Source organism: Pseudomonas sp. L5B5 (genome assembly GCF_020520285.1).
Taxonomy (GTDB): Bacteria; Pseudomonadota; Gammaproteobacteria; order Pseudomonadales; family Pseudomonadaceae; genus Aquipseudomonas.
Genome location: NZ_CP084742.1, coordinates 6,198,469 through 6,217,746, shown reverse-complemented (window position 1 = coordinate 6,217,746; position 19,278 = coordinate 6,198,469). Strand labels below are relative to the sequence as shown.

General features: G+C 62.8%; 17 protein-coding genes and 1 pseudogene. 8 read left to right on the top strand and 10 right to left on the bottom strand.

Going from position 1 to position 19,278, the window contains the following annotated elements; genetic code table 11:
* Positions 1 to 60: 60 nt before the first annotated feature.
* Positions 61 to 2,382, top strand: a complete 2,322-nt coding sequence (locus tag LGQ10_RS28735) for a response regulator (RefSeq protein WP_226523911.1) — start codon at positions 61 to 63, stop codon at positions 2,380 to 2,382.
* Here the strand turns inward: LGQ10_RS28735 and LGQ10_RS28730 are convergent.
* The 3 genes from LGQ10_RS28730 to msrB form a co-directional block, all read right to left on the bottom strand.
* Positions 2,366 to 2,827, bottom strand: a complete 462-nt coding sequence (locus LGQ10_RS28730; protein ID WP_058433420.1) for a MarR family winged helix-turn-helix transcriptional regulator — start codon at positions 2,825 to 2,827, stop codon at positions 2,366 to 2,368. The genes LGQ10_RS28735 and LGQ10_RS28730 overlap by 17 nt on opposite strands.
* Complete coding sequence (locus LGQ10_RS28725) at positions 2,824 to 3,309, bottom strand: glutathione peroxidase (protein WP_058433421.1); 486 nt, start codon at positions 3,307 to 3,309, stop codon at positions 2,824 to 2,826. The genes LGQ10_RS28730 and LGQ10_RS28725 overlap by 4 nt, the downstream gene beginning before the upstream one ends.
* Before the next feature lie 227 nt (positions 3,310 to 3,536).
* Complete coding sequence (gene msrB, locus LGQ10_RS28720) at positions 3,537 to 3,929, bottom strand: peptide-methionine (R)-S-oxide reductase MsrB (RefSeq protein ID WP_058433422.1); 393 nt, start codon at positions 3,927 to 3,929, stop codon at positions 3,537 to 3,539.
* Positions 3,930 to 4,153: 224 nt separating this feature from the next.
* Between msrB and LGQ10_RS28715 the strand changes: the two genes are divergently transcribed.
* Positions 4,154 to 5,365: a pyridoxal phosphate-dependent aminotransferase gene (locus tag LGQ10_RS28715; RefSeq protein ID WP_058433423.1), complete on the top strand. Its 1,212-nt coding sequence runs from the start codon at positions 4,154 to 4,156 to the stop codon at positions 5,363 to 5,365.
* 303 nt (positions 5,366 to 5,668) lie between these two features.
* Positions 5,669 to 6,556, top strand: a complete 888-nt coding sequence (htpX, locus tag LGQ10_RS28710; RefSeq protein ID WP_226523910.1) for a protease HtpX — start codon at positions 5,669 to 5,671, stop codon at positions 6,554 to 6,556.
* Between the two features lie 62 nt (positions 6,557 to 6,618).
* On the opposite strand, the gene LGQ10_RS28705 is transcribed toward htpX, so the two are convergent.
* The gene (locus LGQ10_RS28705; protein WP_226523909.1) at positions 6,619 to 7,284 is read right to left on the bottom strand and encodes a thiopurine S-methyltransferase; all 666 of its coding nucleotides are present in this window, start codon (positions 7,282 to 7,284) and stop codon (positions 6,619 to 6,621) included.
* 102 nt (positions 7,285 to 7,386) lie between these two features.
* Between LGQ10_RS28705 and LGQ10_RS28700 the strand changes: the two genes are divergently transcribed.
* On the top strand, positions 7,387 to 8,154 hold the full coding sequence (locus LGQ10_RS28700; RefSeq protein WP_226523908.1) for a DODA-type extradiol aromatic ring-opening family dioxygenase: 768 nt from the start codon (positions 7,387 to 7,389) through the stop codon (positions 8,152 to 8,154).
* A gap of 82 nt (positions 8,155 to 8,236) precedes the next feature.
* On the opposite strand, the pseudogene LGQ10_RS28695 reads toward LGQ10_RS28700, so the two are convergent.
* Positions 8,237 to 9,962, bottom strand: a pseudogene (locus LGQ10_RS28695) (DEAD/DEAH box helicase).
* Positions 9,963 to 10,047: 85 nt separating this feature from the next.
* Between LGQ10_RS28695 and LGQ10_RS28690 the strand changes: the two are divergent.
* Positions 10,048 to 10,353: a hypothetical protein gene (locus tag LGQ10_RS28690; protein WP_226523907.1), complete on the top strand. Its 306-nt coding sequence runs from the start codon at positions 10,048 to 10,050 to the stop codon at positions 10,351 to 10,353.
* A complete protein-coding gene (locus LGQ10_RS28685; RefSeq protein WP_226523906.1) occupies positions 10,350 to 11,141 on the top strand; it encodes a crotonase/enoyl-CoA hydratase family protein in 792 nt (263 codons plus the stop codon). Before LGQ10_RS28690 ends, LGQ10_RS28685 begins: the two co-directional genes overlap by 4 nt.
* 43 nt (positions 11,142 to 11,184) lie before the next feature.
* On the opposite strand, the gene LGQ10_RS28680 is transcribed toward LGQ10_RS28685, so the two are convergent.
* Positions 11,185 to 11,940, bottom strand: a complete 756-nt coding sequence (locus LGQ10_RS28680) for a spermidine synthase (protein WP_226523905.1) — start codon at positions 11,938 to 11,940, stop codon at positions 11,185 to 11,187.
* A gap of 160 nt (positions 11,941 to 12,100) precedes the next feature.
* Between LGQ10_RS28680 and LGQ10_RS28675 the strand changes: the two genes are divergently transcribed.
* Positions 12,101 to 13,447, top strand: a complete 1,347-nt coding sequence (locus LGQ10_RS28675) for a class II 3-deoxy-7-phosphoheptulonate synthase (RefSeq protein WP_058436760.1) — start codon at positions 12,101 to 12,103, stop codon at positions 13,445 to 13,447.
* 45 nt (positions 13,448 to 13,492) lie between these two features.
* Here LGQ10_RS28675 and LGQ10_RS28670 read toward each other — a convergent pair whose 3' ends face one another.
* Positions 13,493 to 14,707, bottom strand: coding sequence for a winged helix-turn-helix domain-containing protein (locus LGQ10_RS28670; protein WP_226523904.1), 1,215 nt, complete (start codon positions 14,705 to 14,707; stop codon positions 13,493 to 13,495).
* A gap of 298 nt (positions 14,708 to 15,005) precedes the next feature.
* On the opposite strand from LGQ10_RS28670, the gene LGQ10_RS28665 reads away from it, so the two are divergent.
* On the top strand, positions 15,006 to 16,181 hold the full coding sequence (locus LGQ10_RS28665) for a sensor domain-containing diguanylate cyclase (protein ID WP_226523903.1): 1,176 nt from the start codon (positions 15,006 to 15,008) through the stop codon (positions 16,179 to 16,181).
* 23 nt (positions 16,182 to 16,204) lie between these two features.
* Here the strand turns inward: LGQ10_RS28665 and LGQ10_RS28660 are convergent, their stop codons facing one another.
* The 3 genes from LGQ10_RS28660 to LGQ10_RS28650 form a co-directional block, all read right to left on the bottom strand.
* Entirely contained in the window at positions 16,205 to 16,420 is a 216-nt protein-coding gene (locus tag LGQ10_RS28660; protein ID WP_226526222.1) for a DUF1127 domain-containing protein, read from the bottom strand.
* Between the two features lie 122 nt (positions 16,421 to 16,542).
* Complete coding sequence (locus LGQ10_RS28655) at positions 16,543 to 17,442, bottom strand: hypothetical protein (protein ID WP_226523902.1); 900 nt, start codon at positions 17,440 to 17,442, stop codon at positions 16,543 to 16,545.
* Positions 17,439 to 19,130: a hypothetical protein gene (locus LGQ10_RS28650; protein ID WP_226523901.1), complete on the bottom strand. Its 1,692-nt coding sequence runs from the start codon at positions 19,128 to 19,130 to the stop codon at positions 17,439 to 17,441. The genes LGQ10_RS28655 and LGQ10_RS28650 overlap by 4 nt, the downstream gene beginning before the upstream one ends.
* Between the last annotated feature and the right edge of the window lie 148 nt (positions 19,131 to 19,278).

The following is a 19,278-nucleotide window of genomic DNA, read 5'->3' as shown; positions in this document are numbered from 1 at the left end:
AATTCAAGATGATCAGCTATGCTTGCGCAGCGAAGGGAAACGAAAGTGGTTCAACCCCCCATGGATATCAAGTTCACCAACCGCCTGTCCTATAAACAGGCCCGGCTCACCGTGTTGGTGGGTTTCATTCTGGGGACCGCGCTCAGTCTGGTGCAAATCGGTATCGATTATGCCAGCGAAGACGCCTCCATCAATCGTGAAATCCACTCGCTGCTGGAAATCAGCCATAACCCGGCTTCACGTATCGCCTACAACATCGACTCCGAACTGGCCCAGGAACTGACCCTCGGCCTGCTGCGCTCCCCGGCAATCATTCGCGCGCAACTGATCGACAACAACAATACCCTGCTGGCCAACGTCGAGCGCCCGCCGCTGCAGAGCCGCTATCGGGCCATCAGTGACTTCCTGTTCGGCGCCGACCGGCAATTCGAGGACCGCCTGTACCTCAGCCACCTGCCGGAGGAATCCCTCGGCACCCTGCACCTGGATGTCGACACCTATGCCTTCGGCAGCCGTTTCCTGCGGCGCGCCGAGGTGACCCTGCTCAACGGCTTCGTCCGCAGCCTGATCCTGACCGGGATTCTCCTCGGGCTGTTCTACGTGATGCTGACCAAGCCCCTGGTGGAGGTGATCCGCGAGCTCAGCAGCCGTGACCCCCGTGGCCCGCAGCAGACCAAGCTGGACTTTCCCCATGGGCACGAGAACGACGAGGTCGGGGTACTGGTCAAGGTGGCCAACCAGCAGTTCGAGGTGATGGCCACCGAGATCCAGCAACGGCGCAACGCCGAGAACCGCCTGACCGAATACCTCGGGCAACTGGAAAGCATCGTGTCGGCCCGCACGACCGAGCTCAAGGCCAGCAATGCCCGGCTCAGCCAGTCCAACGAGGAGCTGGAAGCCGCTCGACGCACGGCCCTGGACATGGCCCAGGCCCGCGCGGCGTTCCTGGCCAACATGAGCCACGAGATCCGCACACCGCTCAATGGCCTGCTGGGCATGATCGCCCTGTCCCTGGACAGCCCGCTGAACCCCGAGCAGCGCCAGCAGCTGTCCATCGCCCATGACTCCGGCAAAGTGCTGGTGGAGCTGCTCAACGACATCCTGGATATGTCCAAGTTCGACGCCGGGCAACTGGAACTCGAGCGCATCCCCTTCGACCTCGGGGTACTGGTGGAAGACACCGCCAACCTGCTGTCGCAGAATGCTGCCGCCAGCGTCGAGCTCACCTGCCTGATTGCCCCGGACTTCCCGGCCCTGGTGCTGGGCGACCCGACCCGGGTCCGGCAGATCGTCAGCAACCTGCTGTCCAACGCGCTCAAGTTCACCCGCTTCGGCCGAGTCGATGTGCGCTTGAGGACCCAGGCCGACGGGGTGCGCATCGAGATCTGCGATACCGGCATCGGCATCGCCCAGGAAGCCCAGGTCAAGATCTTCCAGCCCTATACCCAGGCCGGCGCGGGGATCACTCGCCAGTACGGCGGCACCGGATTGGGCCTGGCATTGACCTACAACCTCTGCGAAGCCATGAACGGCCGCCTGAGCATCAGTTCCGAAGTCGGCTTTGGCAGCCAGTTCTGCGCCGACCTGCCGCTGCCCTGCCACACTCCGGCCGCACCACCACCGAGGCTATCCGGCAAGATCATCGCCATCACCGACACCGGCAGCGGCCTGGCCGAGCTGCTGTCGAGCCTGTTGCCGGCCTGGGGCCTGAGCTACCAGCGCTGCGACATCGAGGATTCATTAGCCGGACTCAATCCCGACCTGCTGATCACCGACTGCCCGGAATGCCTGTTCGGCCTGCGTCCGGCCATCAGCGCCCCGATCCTGCTGGTGACCGCCTACGGCAGCTTCCTGCCCAGCGAAGAGGCCAGCGCCCTGGCGCCGCTGCAGCAGCAGGCCCGGCCCCTGGCGCGCAATGCCCTGTACCAGACGCTGCGCCGTTCGCTGCAGAGCGAACCCATTACCCTCAACGATGAACAGCTACAGATGCCGGTGCAGATCCGCCGGGCGAACATTCTGCTGGTGGAAGACAACCCAGTGAACCAACTCGTGGCCAAGGGCATGCTGAGCAAGCTGGGGTGCGCCGTGACCGTGGCCGTCCATGGGGCCGAGGCCCTGAATCAGCTGGAGCACAGCAGCTTCGATCTGATCCTGATGGACTGCAACATGCCGGTCATGGACGGCTATGAGGCCAGCCGGCAGATTCGCCGCAGCGGGCGCTGGCCCGACCTGCCCATCATCGCCTTGACCGCCAACGCCATGCCCGAGGAACGTGAGCGCTGCCGGGCCGCGGGCATGAGCGACTACCTGGCCAAGCCGTTTCGTCGCGAAGAGCTGATCGCCCTACTGGACCTGTGGGTGCCGACTACGACAAAGCTCTGATCTGCTGCAGCAATTGGTCGAGGCTGTCGCGCAGTGGGCCCAGGCTGTCGAGGTCGATCCCGCTCTCGCACAACAGTGCCGCCTTGAGCGGCGCGACCTGCTCGCGCAGGGCCAGCCCCGTGTCACTCAGGCTCAGGTGCACTTCGCGCTCATCGCGCCCCGACCGCCGACGCTGCACCAGGTGCAACTGCTCCAGGCGCTTGAGCAATGGCGTCAAGGTGCCGGAGTCCAGTGCCAGGCGCTCTCCCAAGGCCTTCACCGTCGGCAAGGACGGCGGCGCCGCATGCCACTCCCACAACACCAGCATCGCCAGGTACTGCGGATAGGTCAGGCCCAGGCGATCGAGCATCGGCTTGTAGCCACGCACCACTGCCCGCGAAGCGGCATAGAGCTTGAAGCACAACTGACTGTCGAGCTGCAGTGATACGCCAGGCTGGTCGTTCATTTGAGCAGGGCTTCGATCTCGCCGACCAGGTCCTTGGGTTTGGTGGTCGGGGCAAAGCGCTTGACCAGCTTGCCGTCCTGGCCGATCAGGAACTTGGTGAAGTTCCACTTGATGCCCTGGGAGCCCAGGACCCCGGGGGCACGCTTCTTCAATTGGACGAACAACGGATGGGCCCCGGCGCCGTTGACCTCGATCTTCTTGAACAGCGGGAAACTCACGCCATAGTTGAGTTCGCAGAACTCCGAGATTGCCCCTTCGTTACCCGGCTCCTGCTGACCGAACTGGTTGCACGGAAAGCCCAGGATCACCAGGCCTCGGTCCTTGTAGGCCTGCCACAGCTGCTCGAGCCCCTTGTACTGGGGCGTGAAGCCACACTTGCTGGCCGTATTGACCACCAGCACGGCCTTGCCGGCGAAATCCGCCAGGGTCTTCTGTTCGCCCTTGATGGTGGTGCAGGGAATAGTCAGCAACGCGTCAGTCATGGCGGCAACTCCACTCGAGGTCAGGAACGGATAAAAATAGTACTCAATTAAATTGCATGCAATTTAATTCACGAAAAAAGGGCTCCATTGAGCTTAATGCCAGTCAGTTAAGCAAGGTGATCCCTGTAGGAGCGAAGCTTGCTCGCGATGCTTGTAAACGGTAGCGCGTACTGACTGGATAAACGCAGCGCTCCATCACGGGCAAGCCTCGCTCCTACACCTTTCGCCTAGCGTGCCACCAGGTCCAGGCAGACGGAATTGATGCAGTAGCGAAGGCCGGTGGGCGGCGGGCCGTCCGGGAACACATGGCCCAGGTGGGCATCGCACTTGGCGCAGACCACTTCGGTACGGATCATGCCGTGGCTCAGGTCGCGGATCTCGATCATGGCGCTGTCAGCGATGGGCTCGTAGAAGCTCGGCCAGCCACAACCCGAATCGAACTTGGCCCTGGAGTCGAACAGCGCTTCGCCACAGCAGACACAGTGATACACCCCGTCGGTCTTGGTGCCGTTGTACTCGCCCGAGAAGGGGCGTTCGGTGCCCTTGAGCCGACAGACGTTGTACTGCTCCGGATCGAGCATCGCCCGCCATTCTTCCAGGGTTTTTTCCAGCTTTTCCATGGTCCTTCCTCTGCAACGGAAAAAGCCCGATCTGTATCTTTTCCACGGATCGGGCGGCACGTATGATTGCGCCTCGTCAGACGCCAGTCTGGCAGCCGCGCTACACCCATTCAAACGGATTTTGCCGCAGCCGGTGCGGGCTACAGCCCGGTGTAACACGGCAGGATTCCCAGTACGGTAGTTCATCCTCCGCCTGGATCGTTCATTTTCGGGAACACATCGCCATGCAGGTCAGCAAATCGAACAAGCTCGCCAACGTCTGTTATGACATTCGCGGCCCGGTGCTCAAGCACGCCAAGCGCCTGGAAGAGGAAGGCCATCGCATCCTCAAGCTGAACATCGGCAACCCGGCGCCCTTTGGTTTCGAAGCGCCGGACGAGATTCTCCAGGATGTGATCCGCAACCTGCCGACCGCCCAGGGCTACAGTGACTCCAAGGGCCTGTTCAGCGCGCGCAAGGCGGTGATGCAGTACTACCAGCAGAAGCAGGTGGAAGGCATCGGCATCGAGGACATCTACCTGGGCAACGGTGTTTCCGAACTGATCGTGATGGCCATGCAGGCCCTGCTCAACAACGGCGACGAAGTGCTGGTCCCGGCCCCCGACTATCCATTGTGGACCGCAGCGGTCAGCCTGGCCGGCGGCAACCCGGTGCATTACCTGTGCGATGAACAGGCCAACTGGTGGCCCGATCTTGCCGACATCAAGGCCAAGATCACCCCGAACACCAAAGCCCTGGTGATCATCAACCCGAACAACCCCACCGGCGCGGTGTACCCCCGGGAAGTGCTGCTGGGCATGCTGGAACTGGCTCGCCAGCACAATCTAGTGGTGTTCTCGGACGAGATCTACGACAAGATTCTCTACGATGACGCCGTGCACATCTGCACCGCCTCCCTGGCCCCGGACCTGCTGTGCCTGACCTTCAACGGCCTGTCCAAGTCCTATCGCGTGGCCGGTTTCCGCTCTGGCTGGGTGGCCATCTCCGGTCCCAAGCAGCACGCCCTGAGCTACATCGAAGGCATCGACATGCTGGCCAACATGCGCTTGTGCGCCAACGTGCCCAGCCAGCATGCGATCCAGACCGCCCTGGGTGGCTACCAGAGCATCAACGACCTGGTTCTGCCACCTGGCCGCCTGCTGGAACAACGAAACCGCACCTGGGAGTTGCTCAACGACATTCCCGGCGTGAGCTGCGTCAAGCCCATGGGCGCGCTGTATGCCTTTCCACGGATCGATCCGAAGGTCTGCCCAATCCACAACGACGAGAAGTTCGTCCTTGACCTGCTGCTCTCGGAAAAACTCCTGGTCGTGCAAGGCACCGCCTTCAATTGGCCATGGCCGGACCACTTCCGCGTGGTGACCCTGCCACGGGTGGACGACCTGGAACAGGCCATTGGCCGGATCGGTGGCTTCCTCAAGTCCTACCGTCAGTAAGCCAATGAACGCCGTGCGATCTGTCGCGGATCGCACGGCGATTAATTCAGCAACACATCTTCACTGACCTTCCCCGCTCCCCTTCTACTAAGCTTGCACTTTCCGTCGCGCCCACTGTCACAGCGTCTGCGCCGCAACCGGGCGACGGTCGTCCGTGGCGACGGGTCATGAGCCTGCAATACCCCTGTCATGCCCGCCCCATGCGACACAGTTTGAAATAGAAGCCGTGTTGAATAGGTGGTTGCCGCGCCTTATATACCCCGCGGAACGCTACATCTTTAGCTTGAGGAGATTTCTACAACCATGATGCGAATCCTGCTGTTTTTGGCCACTAACCTTGCGGTCGTGCTGATTGCCAGCATTACCCTGAGCCTTTTCGGCTTCAACGGGTTCATGGCGGCCAACGGGGTTGATCTGAACCTCAATCAGCTGCTGATTTTCTGTGCGGTCTTTGGTTTTGCCGGCTCGCTGTTCTCGCTGTTCATCTCCAAGTGGATGGCGAAGATGAGCACCAGCACGCAGATCATTACCCAGCCGCGTACCCGCCATGAGCAATGGTTGCTGCAGACCGTTGAACAACTGTCCCGCGAAGCCGGCATCAAGATGCCCGAAGTGGGGATTTTCCCGGCCTACGAGGCCAACGCCTTCGCTACCGGCTGGAACAAGAACGACGCCCTGGTGGCGGTCAGCCAGGGCCTGCTGGAACGGTTCTCGCCCGATGAAGTCAAGGCGGTGCTGGCCCACGAGATCGGTCACGTCGCCAATGGCGACATGGTGACCCTGGCCCTGATCCAGGGCGTGGTGAACACCTTCGTGATGTTCTTCGCGCGGATCATCGGCAACTTCGTCGACAAGGTGATCTTCAAGAACGAAGAAGGCCAGGGTATTGCCTACTACGTGGCGACCATCTTCGCCGAACTGGTACTGGGCATCCTCGCCAGCGCCATCGTCATGTGGTTCTCGCGCAAGCGCGAATACCGTGCCGACGAAGCCGGCGCCCGCCTGGCCGGGACCAACGCGATGATCGGTGCCTTGCAACGCCTGCGCTCGGAACAGGGCCTGCCAGTGCACATGCCCGATACCTTGAATGCCTTCGGCATCAACGGCGGCATCAAGCAGGGCCTGGCCCGGATGTTCCTGAGCCACCCGCCACTGGAAGACCGCATCGACGCCCTGCGCCGTCGCGGCTGATCCGCACGACGGCAACACCCAAAAGGGCGACGCGAGTCGCCCTTTTGCATGGGCCTGGAAACTCAGCGTGCGCCCTGCTTCTCCAGGCGATAGACCCGCTCCACGAGCCGGGTGACCCCGCCCTGGAGAAACTTCCAGCTTTCACCCAGGATGTCGCGCTCGGTTTGCACCTGCAACTGCCAGTTGCCTTCCAGGCCCTGGCGAACTTCATCGTCCAGCACGGCGAAGGGGGGCCCATCCAGCTGGGCCTGATCGTAGTCCATGGTGATCAGCAGTCCGCGGCTGCCGACTGGCAACAGGCCATTGAGGTGGGCGACGTAGCGTTGGCGCATCTCCCGAGGCAAGGCGATCATCGCCGCGCGGTCATACAAGGCCGTGCAATCGGCAACGTCCTCGGCAGTCAAGGCAAAAAAATCCCCACACCAGAGCTGGATCGAACCCAGGGTGTAGACCTTGAACACGCCTTGCTGGCGGACCTCTGGCTGCGACGCGTGCTCGCGGAAAAAATCCTCCACGGCCTTATCCGAAAGCTCGACCCCCAGCACCCGGTGCCCACGGGCGGCAAGCCAGGCCAGGTCCAGGCTCTTGCCACACAGTGGCACCAGCACCCGACTTTGTTCCTCCAGACCAAGGTCCGGCCAGTACTGCTGCAAATAGGGGTTGACCTCTGCCAGGTGAAAGCCGATCTGGTCGCGTTCCCAGCGCTTGTGCCAAAAGTCTGCTTGCATGGAATGTCCTTGGAATTCGATCAAAAAGCCCTAAAACTTATATTAGATTTAGATCAATGATCTGATTGAAGATGGCGCATCTTAACCTTCAGGACCTTTTTCATGCTCCCCAGCCTGTTCATTTCCCATGGGTCCCCCATGCTGGCGCTGGAACCCGGCGAGAGTGGCCCCGCCCTGTCAAGCCTGGCGGCGCAACTGCCTAGACCCCGAGCGATTCTGGTGGTGTCGGCTCACTGGGAAAGCCCGGACCTGCGAGTCAGCGCCCATCCGCATCCCGAGACCTGGCATGACTTCGGAGGATTTCCCGCCGCCCTGTTCGCCGTGCAGTACCCGGCCCCGGGAGACCCGGAGCTGGCGGCACAGGTGGTGCAGTTGCTCCAGGCCAGCGGCCTGGCAGCCACACTCGACGCCCGGCGCCCTTTCGATCATGGCACCTGGGTGCCGCTGTCGCTGATGTACCCGCAAGCGGACATCCCGGTGGTCCAGCTGTCCCTGCCCAGTCGCCAGGGTCCGGCGCTACAGACTCGCATCGGCCGCGCCCTGGCCAGCCTGCGCGAACAGGGCGTGCTGCTGATCGGCTCCGGCAGCATCACCCACAACCTGCGGGAACTGGACTGGCAGGCCGGCCCTGAAAGCGTCACCCCGTGGGCCAAGGCCTTTCGCGACTGGATGATCGAAAAACTGACCGGCGATGACCAGGCAGCACTGCATGACTACCGGCAGCAAGCGCCCCACGCCGTTCGCAGCCACCCCAGCGACGAACACTTGCTGCCGCTGTATTTCGCCCGGGGTGCCGGGGGCGCCTTCAACCTCGCCCACCAGGGATTCACCCTGGGCGCGCTGGGCATGGACATCTACCGCTTCGGCTGAGGCCCGGGCAAATCGCAGGCAAAAAAAATCCCCGGACCCGCCGGGGATTTTTCATGCTCGATCGATCAACCCAGAGGGCAGATCAATCCTCGCGGTAGCGACGCAGCTTGAGCTGCTTGCCGGCAACGCGAGTGTCCTTGAGCTTGGCCAGCAGACGGTCCAGGCCATCTTCCGGCAGCTCGACCAGGCTGAAGCTGTCACGCACCTGGATACGGCCGATGGCTTCACGAGCCAGGCCACCTTCGTTGAGGATCGCCCCCAGGAGGTTCTTGGCAGCAATCCCGTCACGCGCGCCCAGCGCGGTACGGCAACGAGCACGACCTTCGGCCAGCGGGGCCGGTGCGCGACGCTCACGATCGCCACGGTCACCACGATCTGCGCGATCGGGACGGTCGCCGTAACGCTCGGAACGTTCGCCACGCGGGGCGTTGTTAGGCACCAGTGGACGCTCTTTCTCGATGGTCGCCAGGTCCAGCGCCTGACCATTGGTGGCCTTGCGCAGCAGGGCCGCAGCCAGGGCGCGCGGACTGCAACCGATGTCGGCAGTCAGGCGGTCCAGCAAGTCGCCATGGCTCGCTTCGGCGTCAGCCACCAGCGGGGCCAGGCTGTTGGTCAGCTTCTTGATGCGAGCATCGAGCACGGCCTGGGCATCCGGCAGGCGAACTTCTGCCACTTTCTGCCCGGTTACACGCTCGATTACCTGCAGCATGCGACGCTCACGCGGAGTCACCAGCAGCAGGGCACGGCCTTCGCGACCGGCACGGCCAGTACGGCCGATACGGTGTACGTAGGACTCAGGATCGTAAGGCATGTCCACGTTGAACACGTGGGTGATACGCGGTACGTCCAGGCCACGAGCGGCGACATCGGTAGCCACCACGATATCCAGGCGACCATCCTTGAGGGAGTCGATCACACGCTCACGCTGGTTCTGGGCGATATCGCCATTCAGCGCGGCAGCCTTGTAGCCTTTGGCTTCCAGGGCGCTGGCCAGGTCCAGGGTCGCTTGCTTGGTGCGCACGAACATGATCAGGGCGTCGAAGTCCTCGACTTCCAGCAAGCTCAGGACAGCACCGGTCTTCTGGTCGGCATGGACCAGCAGGTGAGCCTGCTCGATCGCGGTGACGGTCTGGGTCTTGCTCTGGATCTTGACGTGTTTCGGGTCCTTCAGGTGACGCTCGGCGATCGCACGGATCGACTGCGGCAGAGTGGCCGAGAACAGCACGGTCTGGCGGGACTCGGGCATGGCCTTGAAGATCACTTCCAGGTCATCCATGAAGCCCAGCTTGAGCATTTCGTCGGCTTCGTCCAGAACCAGGTGGTTCACGGTGGCCAGGACCTTTTCGTCACGACGCAGGTGGTCGCACAGACGGCCCGGGGTGGCGACAACGATCTGTGCGCCATTACGGATTGCCTTGAGTTGTGGGCCCATCGGCGCACCGCCGTAGACGGCCACAACAGTCACGCCCGGCATTTGCTTGGCGTAGGTTTCAAAGGCGGTTGCTACTTGTAGCGCCAACTCACGGGTTGGGGCCAGGATCAGAGCTTGCGGCTCGCGCTTGGACGGATCGATGCGGTGCAGGATAGGCAGGGCAAAGGCAGCGGTCTTACCGGTACCGGTTTGCGCCTGGCCAATCATATCGTGACCGGCGAGGATGATCGGGATCGATTGCTGCTGAATGGCCGAAGGCTCTTCGTAGCCGGTGGCGACTACCGCTGCAACAATACTGGGATGAAGTTCAAGAGCGGCGAAGCCGCCGATTTCCTGGGTCATGGGTCTGCCTCTAAGTGCATCCGCAAAGACCCATGCTCCAAAGCTGCGCATGCCGTGTAAGACTCGAGAGTCACCCTGGCAGCTTTGTCGGCGGGGATTTGCGAAAACGATTGAAAGAAATGAACGTCAAGGATAGTCCGCGCAGCGGACAAGCAGCCGAAGCTGACTTCGGGGAATTGCGTCACCTAAACGAGGCCCTGCTAAAGGCCGGCGCGCACTATACCGGAATTACTAAAAAATGGGAGTTTTTTTTGTCGGAAAAATCCGCTGAACGCCCAATTTCCATGGGCTTTGCGCAGGCCTGGACGGCAGGTTACTTTGCTCTAGCCCGGGCGTATCGGGCCCTGCAGCTTAAACGGTTCACCTTGATGCTCGAAACCAACCCGGCAAACCGCCCCTTCCCTTCCCAAGGACAGCGTCCATGAATCAGCCCCGTGCCAGCCGTGTCACCCGTGAACAACGTGGCCATCTGTGGCTTATCGGCCTGGACCGGGTCGCCAAGCGCAATGCCTTCGACCTGGAGTTGCTCGACCAACTGAGCCTGGCCTACGGCGAGTTCGAAGCCGATGACCAGGCACGGGTCGCCGTGGTATTCGGCCATGGCGAGCATTTCACCGCCGGCCTGGACCTGGTCAACGTGGCTGCCACCATGGCCCAGGGCTGGCAGGTCCCGCCCGGCGGCTGCGACCCCTGGGGCGTGTTCGCCGGGCCACGGGTAAGCAAGCCGGTGATCACCGCCGTTCAGGGCTACTGCCTGACCATCGGCATCGAGCTGATGCTGGCCGCCGATATCAACCTGTGCGCCAGCAACACCCGTTTCGCCCAGATGGAAGTGCAACGAGGGATCCTCCCCTTCGGTGGCGCCACCCTGCGCCTGCAACAACTGGCAGGCTGGGGCAACGCCATGCGCTGGCTGTTGACCGGAGATGAATTCGACGCCCACGAGGCCCTGCGCCTGGGGCTGGTACAAGAAGTCATGGCCAGCGAGGACCTGTTGCCACGGGCCATCGAACTGGCACAACGGATTGCCCGGCAGGCGCCACTGGGCGTCCAGGCCACGCTGATGTCGGCACGCCAGGCCCGCCTGGAAGGAGAAACCGCAGCCGCCCAGGCCTTGCCATCGCTGGTGCACGAGCTGATGAACAGCGAGGACGCCAAGGAGGGTGTACGAGCGATGCTGGAGAAACGTCCCGGGGTGTTCAAGGGCTGCTGAAGCCCGGCTGACAGCATTCTTGCGCTGTCAGCCGGGGACGCCCTCAGGTGGCGGGACGAATGTCCTTGATCAGCGATTGCAGCGAGTAGCCCAGGCGCGGCGCCAGGGCCTCGCCCCTGGCAACCAGGCCCGGCGTGTCCAGTTCCTGGTCAAGGTCGGCTGGCACGATCAGGATCACGTTGCCCTCCTTGACCGGCAGTTCCCAGTAGTGCCGGTGATAGAGCCCTCGCAGCAGCGCGGCGCCCAGGGGCTTGCCGTCATCGGTAGCCCACTGGTTGATCACCAGCCAGCCTCCTGGATTGAGGCGTTTCTGGCAGTTTTCCAGGAACCCCCAGGCCAGGTGCCCGACCCCCGGCCCCACATCGGTGTACAGGTCGACGAAGATCAGGTCGGCCGACTCGGCGCTGTCCAGCAACTCCAGGGCATCACCAATCCTTATATAAAGGCGCGGATCGTCGTCCAGCCCCAGGTACTCGATGGCCAGGCGTGGCACTTCCGGGCGCAGCTCGATGGCCTCGACATCCTCCAGGGGGAGGAACTTCAAGCACGCCTGGGTCAGGGTACCGGCACCGAGCCCGAGAAACAGCGCGCTCTCCGGTGCGTCATGGCACAGCGCACCAATCAGCATCGCCCGGGTGTAGTCGTACTCCAGCCAGCTGGGATCGGCGGTGAACACACAGCTTTGCTCGATGGCCTCGCCGAATTCGAGAAACCGGTAATCGGCCACTTCCAGGACCCGGATCATGCCGAATTCGTCGTGAACTTCAGCCAGTACACGCTCGACGCGTTCCTCAGTCATTTCATCTCCTAGTCGCGCAGGCCAGGAACCTTGCCGACGCGATAAACCTGCCGCTCTTTGGCGAGCGCAAAGGCGCGATTGTCGACCAAGCAAGAGGAGCAGGTCACGCACTAATTTGCTGCTAACATGCCCCTCCCACCGTAAAGCAATCGAGTCCGCGATGAGCCAACCCTGGAGCCCCGACAGCTGGCGCGCCCTGCCAATCCAGCAGCAACCCCATTACCCCGACGCGGCGCACCTGCTCAAGGTCGAGCAGAGTCTGGCCAGCTATCCGCCCCTTGTGTTCGCTGGAGAGGCCCGGGAGTTGCGCCGCCAGTTCGCCGAGGTCACCCAGGGTCGGGCCTTCCTGCTGCAGGGCGGCGACTGTGCCGAAAGCTTTGCCGAGTTCTCCGCGGCCAAGATCCGCGACACCTTCAAGGTGCTGCTGCAGATGGCCATCGTCATGACCTTTGCCGCCGGTTGCCCGGTGGTCAAGGTCGGGCGCATGGCCGGCCAGTTCGCCAAGCCACGCTCGGCCAACGACGAAACCATCAACGGCGTGACGCTACCGGCCTACCGTGGGGATATCGTCAACGGCATCGGTTTCGACGAGAAAAGCCGGGTACCGGATCCCGAGCGCCTGCTGCAGTCCTACCACCAGGCCACTGCCACCCTCAACTTGCTGCGAGCCTTCGCCCAGGGCGGATTCGCCGACCTGCACCAGGTGCACAAGTGGAACCTGGACTTCATCGCCAACTCGGCCCTGGCCGAGAAGTACAGCCAGCTGGCCGACCGCATCGATGAGACCCTGGCGTTCATGCGCGCCTGTGGCATGGACAGCTCGCCGCAGTTGCGCGAAACCAGCTTCTTCACCGCACACGAAGCGTTGCTGCTCAACTACGAGCAAGCGTTCGTCCGACGTGACAGCCTGACCAACGACTACTATGACTGCTCGGCGCATATGCTGTGGATCGGCGACCGTACCCGGCAACTGGACGGCGCCCACGTGGAGTTCCTGCGCGGGGTGAACAATCCGATCGGGGTCAAGGTCGGCCCCAGCATGAACACCGACGAGCTGATTCGCCTGATCGACATCCTCAACCCGGACAATGACCCGGGCCGGTTGAACCTGATCGTGCGCATGGGCGCCAACAAGGTTGGCGATCACCTGCCGCGATTGATCCGCGCCGTGGAGAGCGAAGGCAAGCAGGTGCTCTGGAGCTCGGACCCGATGCACGGCAACACCATCAAGGCGAGCAGCGGCTACAAGACCCGGGACTTCGCACAGATCCTCACCGAGGTCAGGCAGTTCTTCCAGGTCCATCAGGCCGAAGGCAGCTATGCCGGCGGTATCCATATCGAGATGACCGGACAGAATGTCACCGAGTGCATCGGTGGAGCCCGCCCAATCACCGAAGACGGCCTCTCGGACCGCTACCACACCCATTGCGACCCGCGAATGAACGCCGACCAGTCGCTGGAACTGGCGTTCCTGATCGCCGAGACCCTCAAGCAGGTCAAGCGCTAGGGCGAGAGCCAGACGCCTCGCGGAGCAGCCCGGTCCGCGAGGCCTTCAGACCAGTACCTGGCGCAAACGCCGCGCCCCTTCGCGCTGACAGTTCAGCTGGATATCCGCCAGTCCCAGCCAGCCGGCCATCTGGCGCAACTGGCTGGCCAGCGCCTGGATGCCCTGTTCGTTCAGGCCGGGCGTTTCCTCATGCACCGCATGCACGGCCAGACGCCCCTGGGCCCGCTCCGCCCGCAGATCGACCCGCGCAGCGATACGCTCGTTGTGCAGGAAGGGCAGCACGTAATAGCCATAGACCCGCTTGTGCTGCGGCGTGTAGATCTCCAGCCGATAGTGGAAGTCGAACAAGCGTTCCGTGCGGCTGCGCTCCCAGATCAGCGAATCGAAAGGCGACAACAAGGCACTGGCGCTGACTTTGCGCGGTACCCTGGCCTCGGGCAGGCAATAGGCCGGCTGGCGCCAGCCCTGCACCTGGCAGACCAGCAACTGGCTGTCTTCCACCAATTCGGCCAATCGCATTCGGCTGTCTGTGGGCTCGAGGCGATAGTAATCGCGCAGGTCCTTTTCCGTGGCCACGCCCAGGGCCCTGGCCGCCTGCAACAGCAATTGACGCTGGGCCTGGGCCTCGTCCGGCAACGGCTGCCGAAGAATCGCCTGGGGAATCACCCGCTCCGGCAGGTCGTACAAGCGCTCGAAACCGCGACGCCCGGCCACTGTCACTTCTCCTGCGGCGAACAGCCATTCCAATGCGTGTTTTTCGTCACTCCAATCCCACCAGGGTCCCGCCCGCTCTTCACGGGTGGACAAGCTGCCGGCCCCCAATGCGCCTTGCTCCTGCACCGCCGCCAGCACCCTGCCGATGGTGGCCTGGCGTTCGCGGCCAAAACGCGCCAGCTGCGAATAGATGCCCTGGCCCTGGCTGGCCCGCTGCATCCGCCAACGCATCAGCGGATACATGGACATCGGCAGCAGCGATGCCTCATGCCCCCAGTACTCGAACAAAGTGCGTTGTCGCCCCTGGCTCCAGGCTGCCTGGTCCAGCAACTGCTGTGGATAACTGCCCAGCCGGGAGAACAACGGCAGGTAATGGGCTCGGACCAGGGCGTTGACCGAATCGATCTGCAACAGGCCCAGGCGCTCTATCTGCTGGTTGAGCCGCGCGGCCTTGATGGACGCCGGCGGCTGGCGACCGCCAAACCCCTGGGCGGCCAGGGCCATTCGGCGCGCCTGCTTGAGGGAGAAGCAATGAGCTGCGGGCATGGGATTCTCCTTGTTTGCCCGCACGCTATCGCACCCACGGCCCGCTTGGATAGTCACCTGGGAGCCATTTTCCCGCCCAGCATCGACCTGGCCAACGGATGACAACGCTGAGCTCGCCTGTCCGGGTCGAGATGGCGTGTGCCGCATCGGAATCGGTGCGGCTTGAGGTAACGACGGTGGATGTCCAGTTCCTGCACCCACGTCCCAATGTTCTCGCTACAATCGCGCCCACTAATAGCCATTGGCCGCATCGGCGGTTGTTTATCCACCCCGCCTCTTGCTGACGAGAACCCAGGATATGGCGCTGCACCTCCCCACCTTGCTTGTGGTGTCCGTGTTCATCTTCTTCCTGATGGGCCTGCTGACGCTCCATGCCTGGCTGCGCGAAAGCCGTGAACGACCACTGGCGTACCTGGGCAGCATGATGCTGCTGGCGACAGTCGGCGTGGTGCTGGTGAGCTGGCGCCACGAGGGGGCGGATTTCGTCCCCGTAGTGCTCGGCAACGTGATCCTGTTGTTCAGCGCGGCGCTGAACTGGACGGCCATGCGGGTTTTCGCCGGGCGCTCGCCCCACGTACCCGGCATGCTGGCCGGTGCTGGCTTGTGGGTGGCATTGTGCCTGGTCCCGCCCTTCTATCAGTCGATGACCGTGCGGGTCACGGTGTACTCACTGCTCGCGGGCGGTTATGGCGCGCTGACGGCCCTGGAGTTCTGGCGCAGCCGCAGGAGCCTGGAAGTGGCCTACCTGCCGGCACTGGCCTTGACCTTGCTGCACACCTGCTTTTATGCCGTGCGCAGTGTCATCGACCAAGGACTGGGCCTGGCCCAGGCTCTGAAGGGCGATGGCGAAGGTGTACCGTTCTTCTCGTTCATGCTGTTCGAATCGATGGTCTACGTAATTGGTATCGCCTTCGTGACCCTGGCCATGGTCAAGGAGCGGGTGGAGCGTCGCTTCAAGGCTGCCGCCTTCTGCGATGCCTTGACCGGAATCGGCAATCGTCGGGCTTTCATGGTCAACGGCGAACTTCTTTTGGCCGACGGCCGCCGACAAGGTGCCTCAGTGGCCTTGCTGTTGTGCGATCTGGATAACTTCAAGCGCCTGAACGATGCCTTTGGCCATCAGACCGGCGACCAGGCCCTGATTGCCTTCAGCCAAGTGCTGGCGCACGCCTTGCGCGAAAACGACGTCTTTGCGCGTATCGGTGGCGAGGAGTTCGCTTGCCTGTTGGCAACGGTGGACGAACAGGAAGCCGTGCATGTAGCCGAGCGAATCCGCATGGCTTTCGCGGGCCTGCCGTTGCTGGAACCCGGCCTGCTCAGCGTCAGCATCGGCGTGGTGACCAGCCAAACCCTGGGCTACGACCTGTCGCGCCTGCTCTCCCAGGCCGACGAGGCGCTGTACCAAGCCAAGGGCAAGGGCCGCAACCGGGTCCAGACCCTGTCGCGGCACCCCCTGGAGCTCCAACCGGGTTGAAATCTCGACCCGCCTGCAACCTCTCATTTCTGCAGTGGATCGTCCCAGAACGGACGCGCCCTTTCATGCTCCACGTCCGCCCGGGACAGGCCGATGTCCTTGAGTGCATCGTCGTTCAAACCGGCGAGCATCCGCCTCTCATGACCCAGGACATACCAGCGCGCCACCTTGTGCCACAGGGCAGCGAGCGAGAAGCCATGGAACGACTGGACCAGCAGATAACCCTTTTGACCTTTCATCATCTTGCCCTCCTGTGGGATGACGACAGTGTCTGCCGGGGCCAATGATCAATCCAACGAATGTTTCTTATATCCTGCATCTCAGAATTTGATGGATCATCCCTGCGCCATCCGATATTGCCTCAGAGCCGGTAATCCCCCGGCCAGCCACCCAGCGGATCCCGCCCAAAACCGTCGAGGCTGGCCGAAGTGGCACCGTCCCATGCCAGCACGCTGTAGCCACCCAGGTCATCGGGCAACGTCGTGGTCGACGACGGTGCCAGGACGATGGATGGATGCAATTGCCCGAGTACCTCCTGCACCGTGCTGCCGGTCGCCGGCCTGGCACCGTCGATGGCCAGCACCGCCGCACCCGGAGCCAATGCTTCGACGAGGACGGTGTGACCGTGATTGCTGCAACTGACCGAGAGCCGGCCTTGCCTGCGCTGCTCTTCGATCAGCCGCGCCGGTTCTTCCTGAACTGCCATGACCACGGCGCAGCAGCCCGTGGCGCCAATGATCCGGGCCTCCGGATAAGCACTGCGCAGGTTGGCATACGTGGCCTGCTTGCCCGTGAGCACGATCAGCCCGGCCCGATCATGGAACTGCCTGACCAGGCTCGCCGATGGCTGATCGCTGACCTGCAGCCAGTCCTGCACATCGAGCAGGATCGCCAGCTCGGCAATGACCGCGCAGGCCTCCTGGTATCGATCGTCACGCACAGACACCGTGGTGGGGATGCCCATCAACGCGAACGGCACCGCACGGCGAATGGCGTGCAGGCAGAAACCATAGTAGGGCAGCAGGCACAGGACTTCCTCGCCGTAGCCCTGGCCATGTGGCTCAGCCAGCCCCTCCTTGGCACGGATCAGCGCCCAGCGGAACAATCCCAGCAACTCGCTGTGCAATACATCGCGCCACATGGCCAGCGGCATTCGCGGTTCCGGCAGGCGCCTGGCCAGTGCATCGAAGTCGTCCTGCTCGAACAGCAACTCATGCAGGCGCGCCAGGGGCTGCACCGTCTGGAAGTAGGGCCGGTTCATTTGGCGCTCCAGGCCTGGCGCTGCAGCACCGAATCCTTGCCTGAGCCATAGTGCGCGCGAATGCCATCCAGGAAACTCCAGGCCATCGATGGCAACATCGCCGCACGCGCCACGGAGTCGCGGCTCACCTCGCCCCGCGCCAAAAGGTACTGGATATTGCGCGAGGGTCGCAGGTCATGCCCCAGCTCGTCGTCCAGCTCATCGTGGGCGGCCATGGCGCCAAGCAGCGCGGCACAGCGTGGATTATTGGCCGACACCCGGGAATAGAACTTCATGTGGCGATCATCTCCACGGCATTCGCTGAGGCTTTTTTGCAGGTAGGTCGAGCCGATCAGGTAGCCCTTCCAGTCATGCCGTGCCAGGTCGCTGAGATAACCGACGAAGGCCGCGGTAGTCGGCAAGGGGCGCATAGCCGTCGGCTGCCTGACACCCAGCTCCCTGAGCCGGGGCTTGAGGATGTCGCAATGGGTGAGCTCATCCTGCAGGTGTTGCAACAGGTTCTCCCGGATCCGCGCATCCTGGCAGGCAGCGATCGCCGGGCTGACGTGCCGGGTGGCCGAGGCCAGGTAATGGAAGTTCTCCAGCATGTAGCCGATCACCAGTTCGTCACTGCAGCCCTCGGTCATCTGCTGCCACAACGGATGGCCGTCCACGGACACCAGCCAGTCCGTGGTCATGCTTTCGATGGCCGCGACACTGTCGGCGCTTGTGTCCTGGCCATCGACCAGCTGTTCATGGATCTGGTCCAGCAACAGGCAGAACGGGGCGCCACTGGCCGCCAGCTGCGGCACCCGATGCCCCAGGGCATAACAGGAAGCAACGATGATGTCCGACGGATTGTCCTCGCCGGAACGCTCGCCATTGACCAGGCTCATCACGCTGGCCGGCCAGACCGGCAGCCCCTGGAAGATTCCCACCTCCAGCGGCGAATCCGGGTCGTGCAGTGGCCGGTCCAGACCGTCCTCGGCCATGACCTGAGCCGCCGTGACAATCGAACTGGCGCAGCCCTGCTCGAGGGCGGACAACCAGCGATAGATCATCTCGCTCAGGCTGCACACCGTATTGAGCACCGTGGCCACGACCGATGCGGGGTGGCAGTCCTGGGTACGGACTGCTTTCTTCCAGTTCTCGGAGTGCCCGTACTCGAGGTCGGTGGAAAAGTGTCCCAGGACTTTATTGGTTGCCAGGCGGCTCAGCAGGTTGTGGCCCACCAGCAGATCGTGCCAGCCGAGCACGGCTTCCTTCTCCACCGAGGAATGCTCCATGAAGCCGGAACACGCCGCCGACACCAACTCGCCCATGGCCGCGATCTGCCGGGACAGGTGAATCCACTCCAGCGTCGCCGGCAAGGGCCTGGCCAACCTGACCATGTCGTTCGAGCACCCGATCAGCCCCAGCGCGTCGTTGAAGAATTGCGCGTGATCCCATTCCTCCAGCGCATGCCTGGAGAGCATCAGCGTGATGGGCGACAAGCCGATGCCCGGGCTCACCGCAGGACACATCCTGGAGGCAGCGGCGGCCAGGTAATGCCGGGTTTCCAGCAGATAGGCATACAAGGCGGATTGATCGCCTTCGCGGATCTTTCTCCAGATGGGATGACCATAAACGAACTCTTCGGCGGCGGTATATTGCTCGCCGAGCAACAAGATGAACTCTTCCGCACTGAAGTGGCTGCCCAGCGTCGACAAGTTGAGACTCTGGGCAAGTCGTTCGGTAAATGCGGCATTATCGCTCAGTGTCGAAATGGGTGCTTCGAGGCTTCCCAACAACAGCACCGAATGATTGCCAAGGGTACTTCGCGCTAAAAATGGAGGGCTACGCAATGGTTCAGATACA

Excerpts from the sequence above, each read along its gene's own strand:
- LGQ10_RS28735 (WP_226523911.1), top strand. The coding sequence starts at position 61 with ATGGATATCAAGTTCACCAACCGCCTGTCCTATAAACAGGCCCGGCTC.
- LGQ10_RS28730 (WP_058433420.1), bottom strand. The coding sequence starts at position 2,827 with ATGAACGACCAGCCTGGCGTATCACTGCAGCTCGACAGTCAGTTGTGC.
- LGQ10_RS28725 (WP_058433421.1), bottom strand. The coding sequence starts at position 3,309 with ATGACTGACGCGTTGCTGACTATTCCCTGCACCACCATCAAGGGCGAA.
- msrB (WP_058433422.1), bottom strand. The coding sequence starts at position 3,929 with ATGGAAAAGCTGGAAAAAACCCTGGAAGAATGGCGGGCGATGCTCGAT.
- LGQ10_RS28715 (WP_058433423.1), top strand. The coding sequence starts at position 4,154 with ATGCAGGTCAGCAAATCGAACAAGCTCGCCAACGTCTGTTATGACATT.
- htpX (WP_226523910.1), top strand. The coding sequence starts at position 5,669 with ATGATGCGAATCCTGCTGTTTTTGGCCACTAACCTTGCGGTCGTGCTG.
- LGQ10_RS28705 (WP_226523909.1), bottom strand. The coding sequence starts at position 7,284 with ATGCAAGCAGACTTTTGGCACAAGCGCTGGGAACGCGACCAGATCGGC.
- LGQ10_RS28700 (WP_226523908.1), top strand. The coding sequence starts at position 7,387 with ATGCTCCCCAGCCTGTTCATTTCCCATGGGTCCCCCATGCTGGCGCTG.
- LGQ10_RS28690 (WP_226523907.1), top strand. The coding sequence starts at position 10,048 with ATGAACGTCAAGGATAGTCCGCGCAGCGGACAAGCAGCCGAAGCTGAC.
- LGQ10_RS28685 (WP_226523906.1), top strand. The coding sequence starts at position 10,350 with ATGAATCAGCCCCGTGCCAGCCGTGTCACCCGTGAACAACGTGGCCAT.
- LGQ10_RS28680 (WP_226523905.1), bottom strand. The coding sequence starts at position 11,940 with ATGACTGAGGAACGCGTCGAGCGTGTACTGGCTGAAGTTCACGACGAA.
- LGQ10_RS28675 (WP_058436760.1), top strand. The coding sequence starts at position 12,101 with ATGAGCCAACCCTGGAGCCCCGACAGCTGGCGCGCCCTGCCAATCCAG.
- LGQ10_RS28670 (WP_226523904.1), bottom strand. The coding sequence starts at position 14,707 with ATGCCCGCAGCTCATTGCTTCTCCCTCAAGCAGGCGCGCCGAATGGCC.
- LGQ10_RS28665 (WP_226523903.1), top strand. The coding sequence starts at position 15,006 with ATGGCGCTGCACCTCCCCACCTTGCTTGTGGTGTCCGTGTTCATCTTC.
- LGQ10_RS28660 (WP_226526222.1), bottom strand. The coding sequence starts at position 16,420 with ATGAAAGGTCAAAAGGGTTATCTGCTGGTCCAGTCGTTCCATGGCTTC.
- LGQ10_RS28655 (WP_226523902.1), bottom strand. The coding sequence starts at position 17,442 with ATGAACCGGCCCTACTTCCAGACGGTGCAGCCCCTGGCGCGCCTGCAT.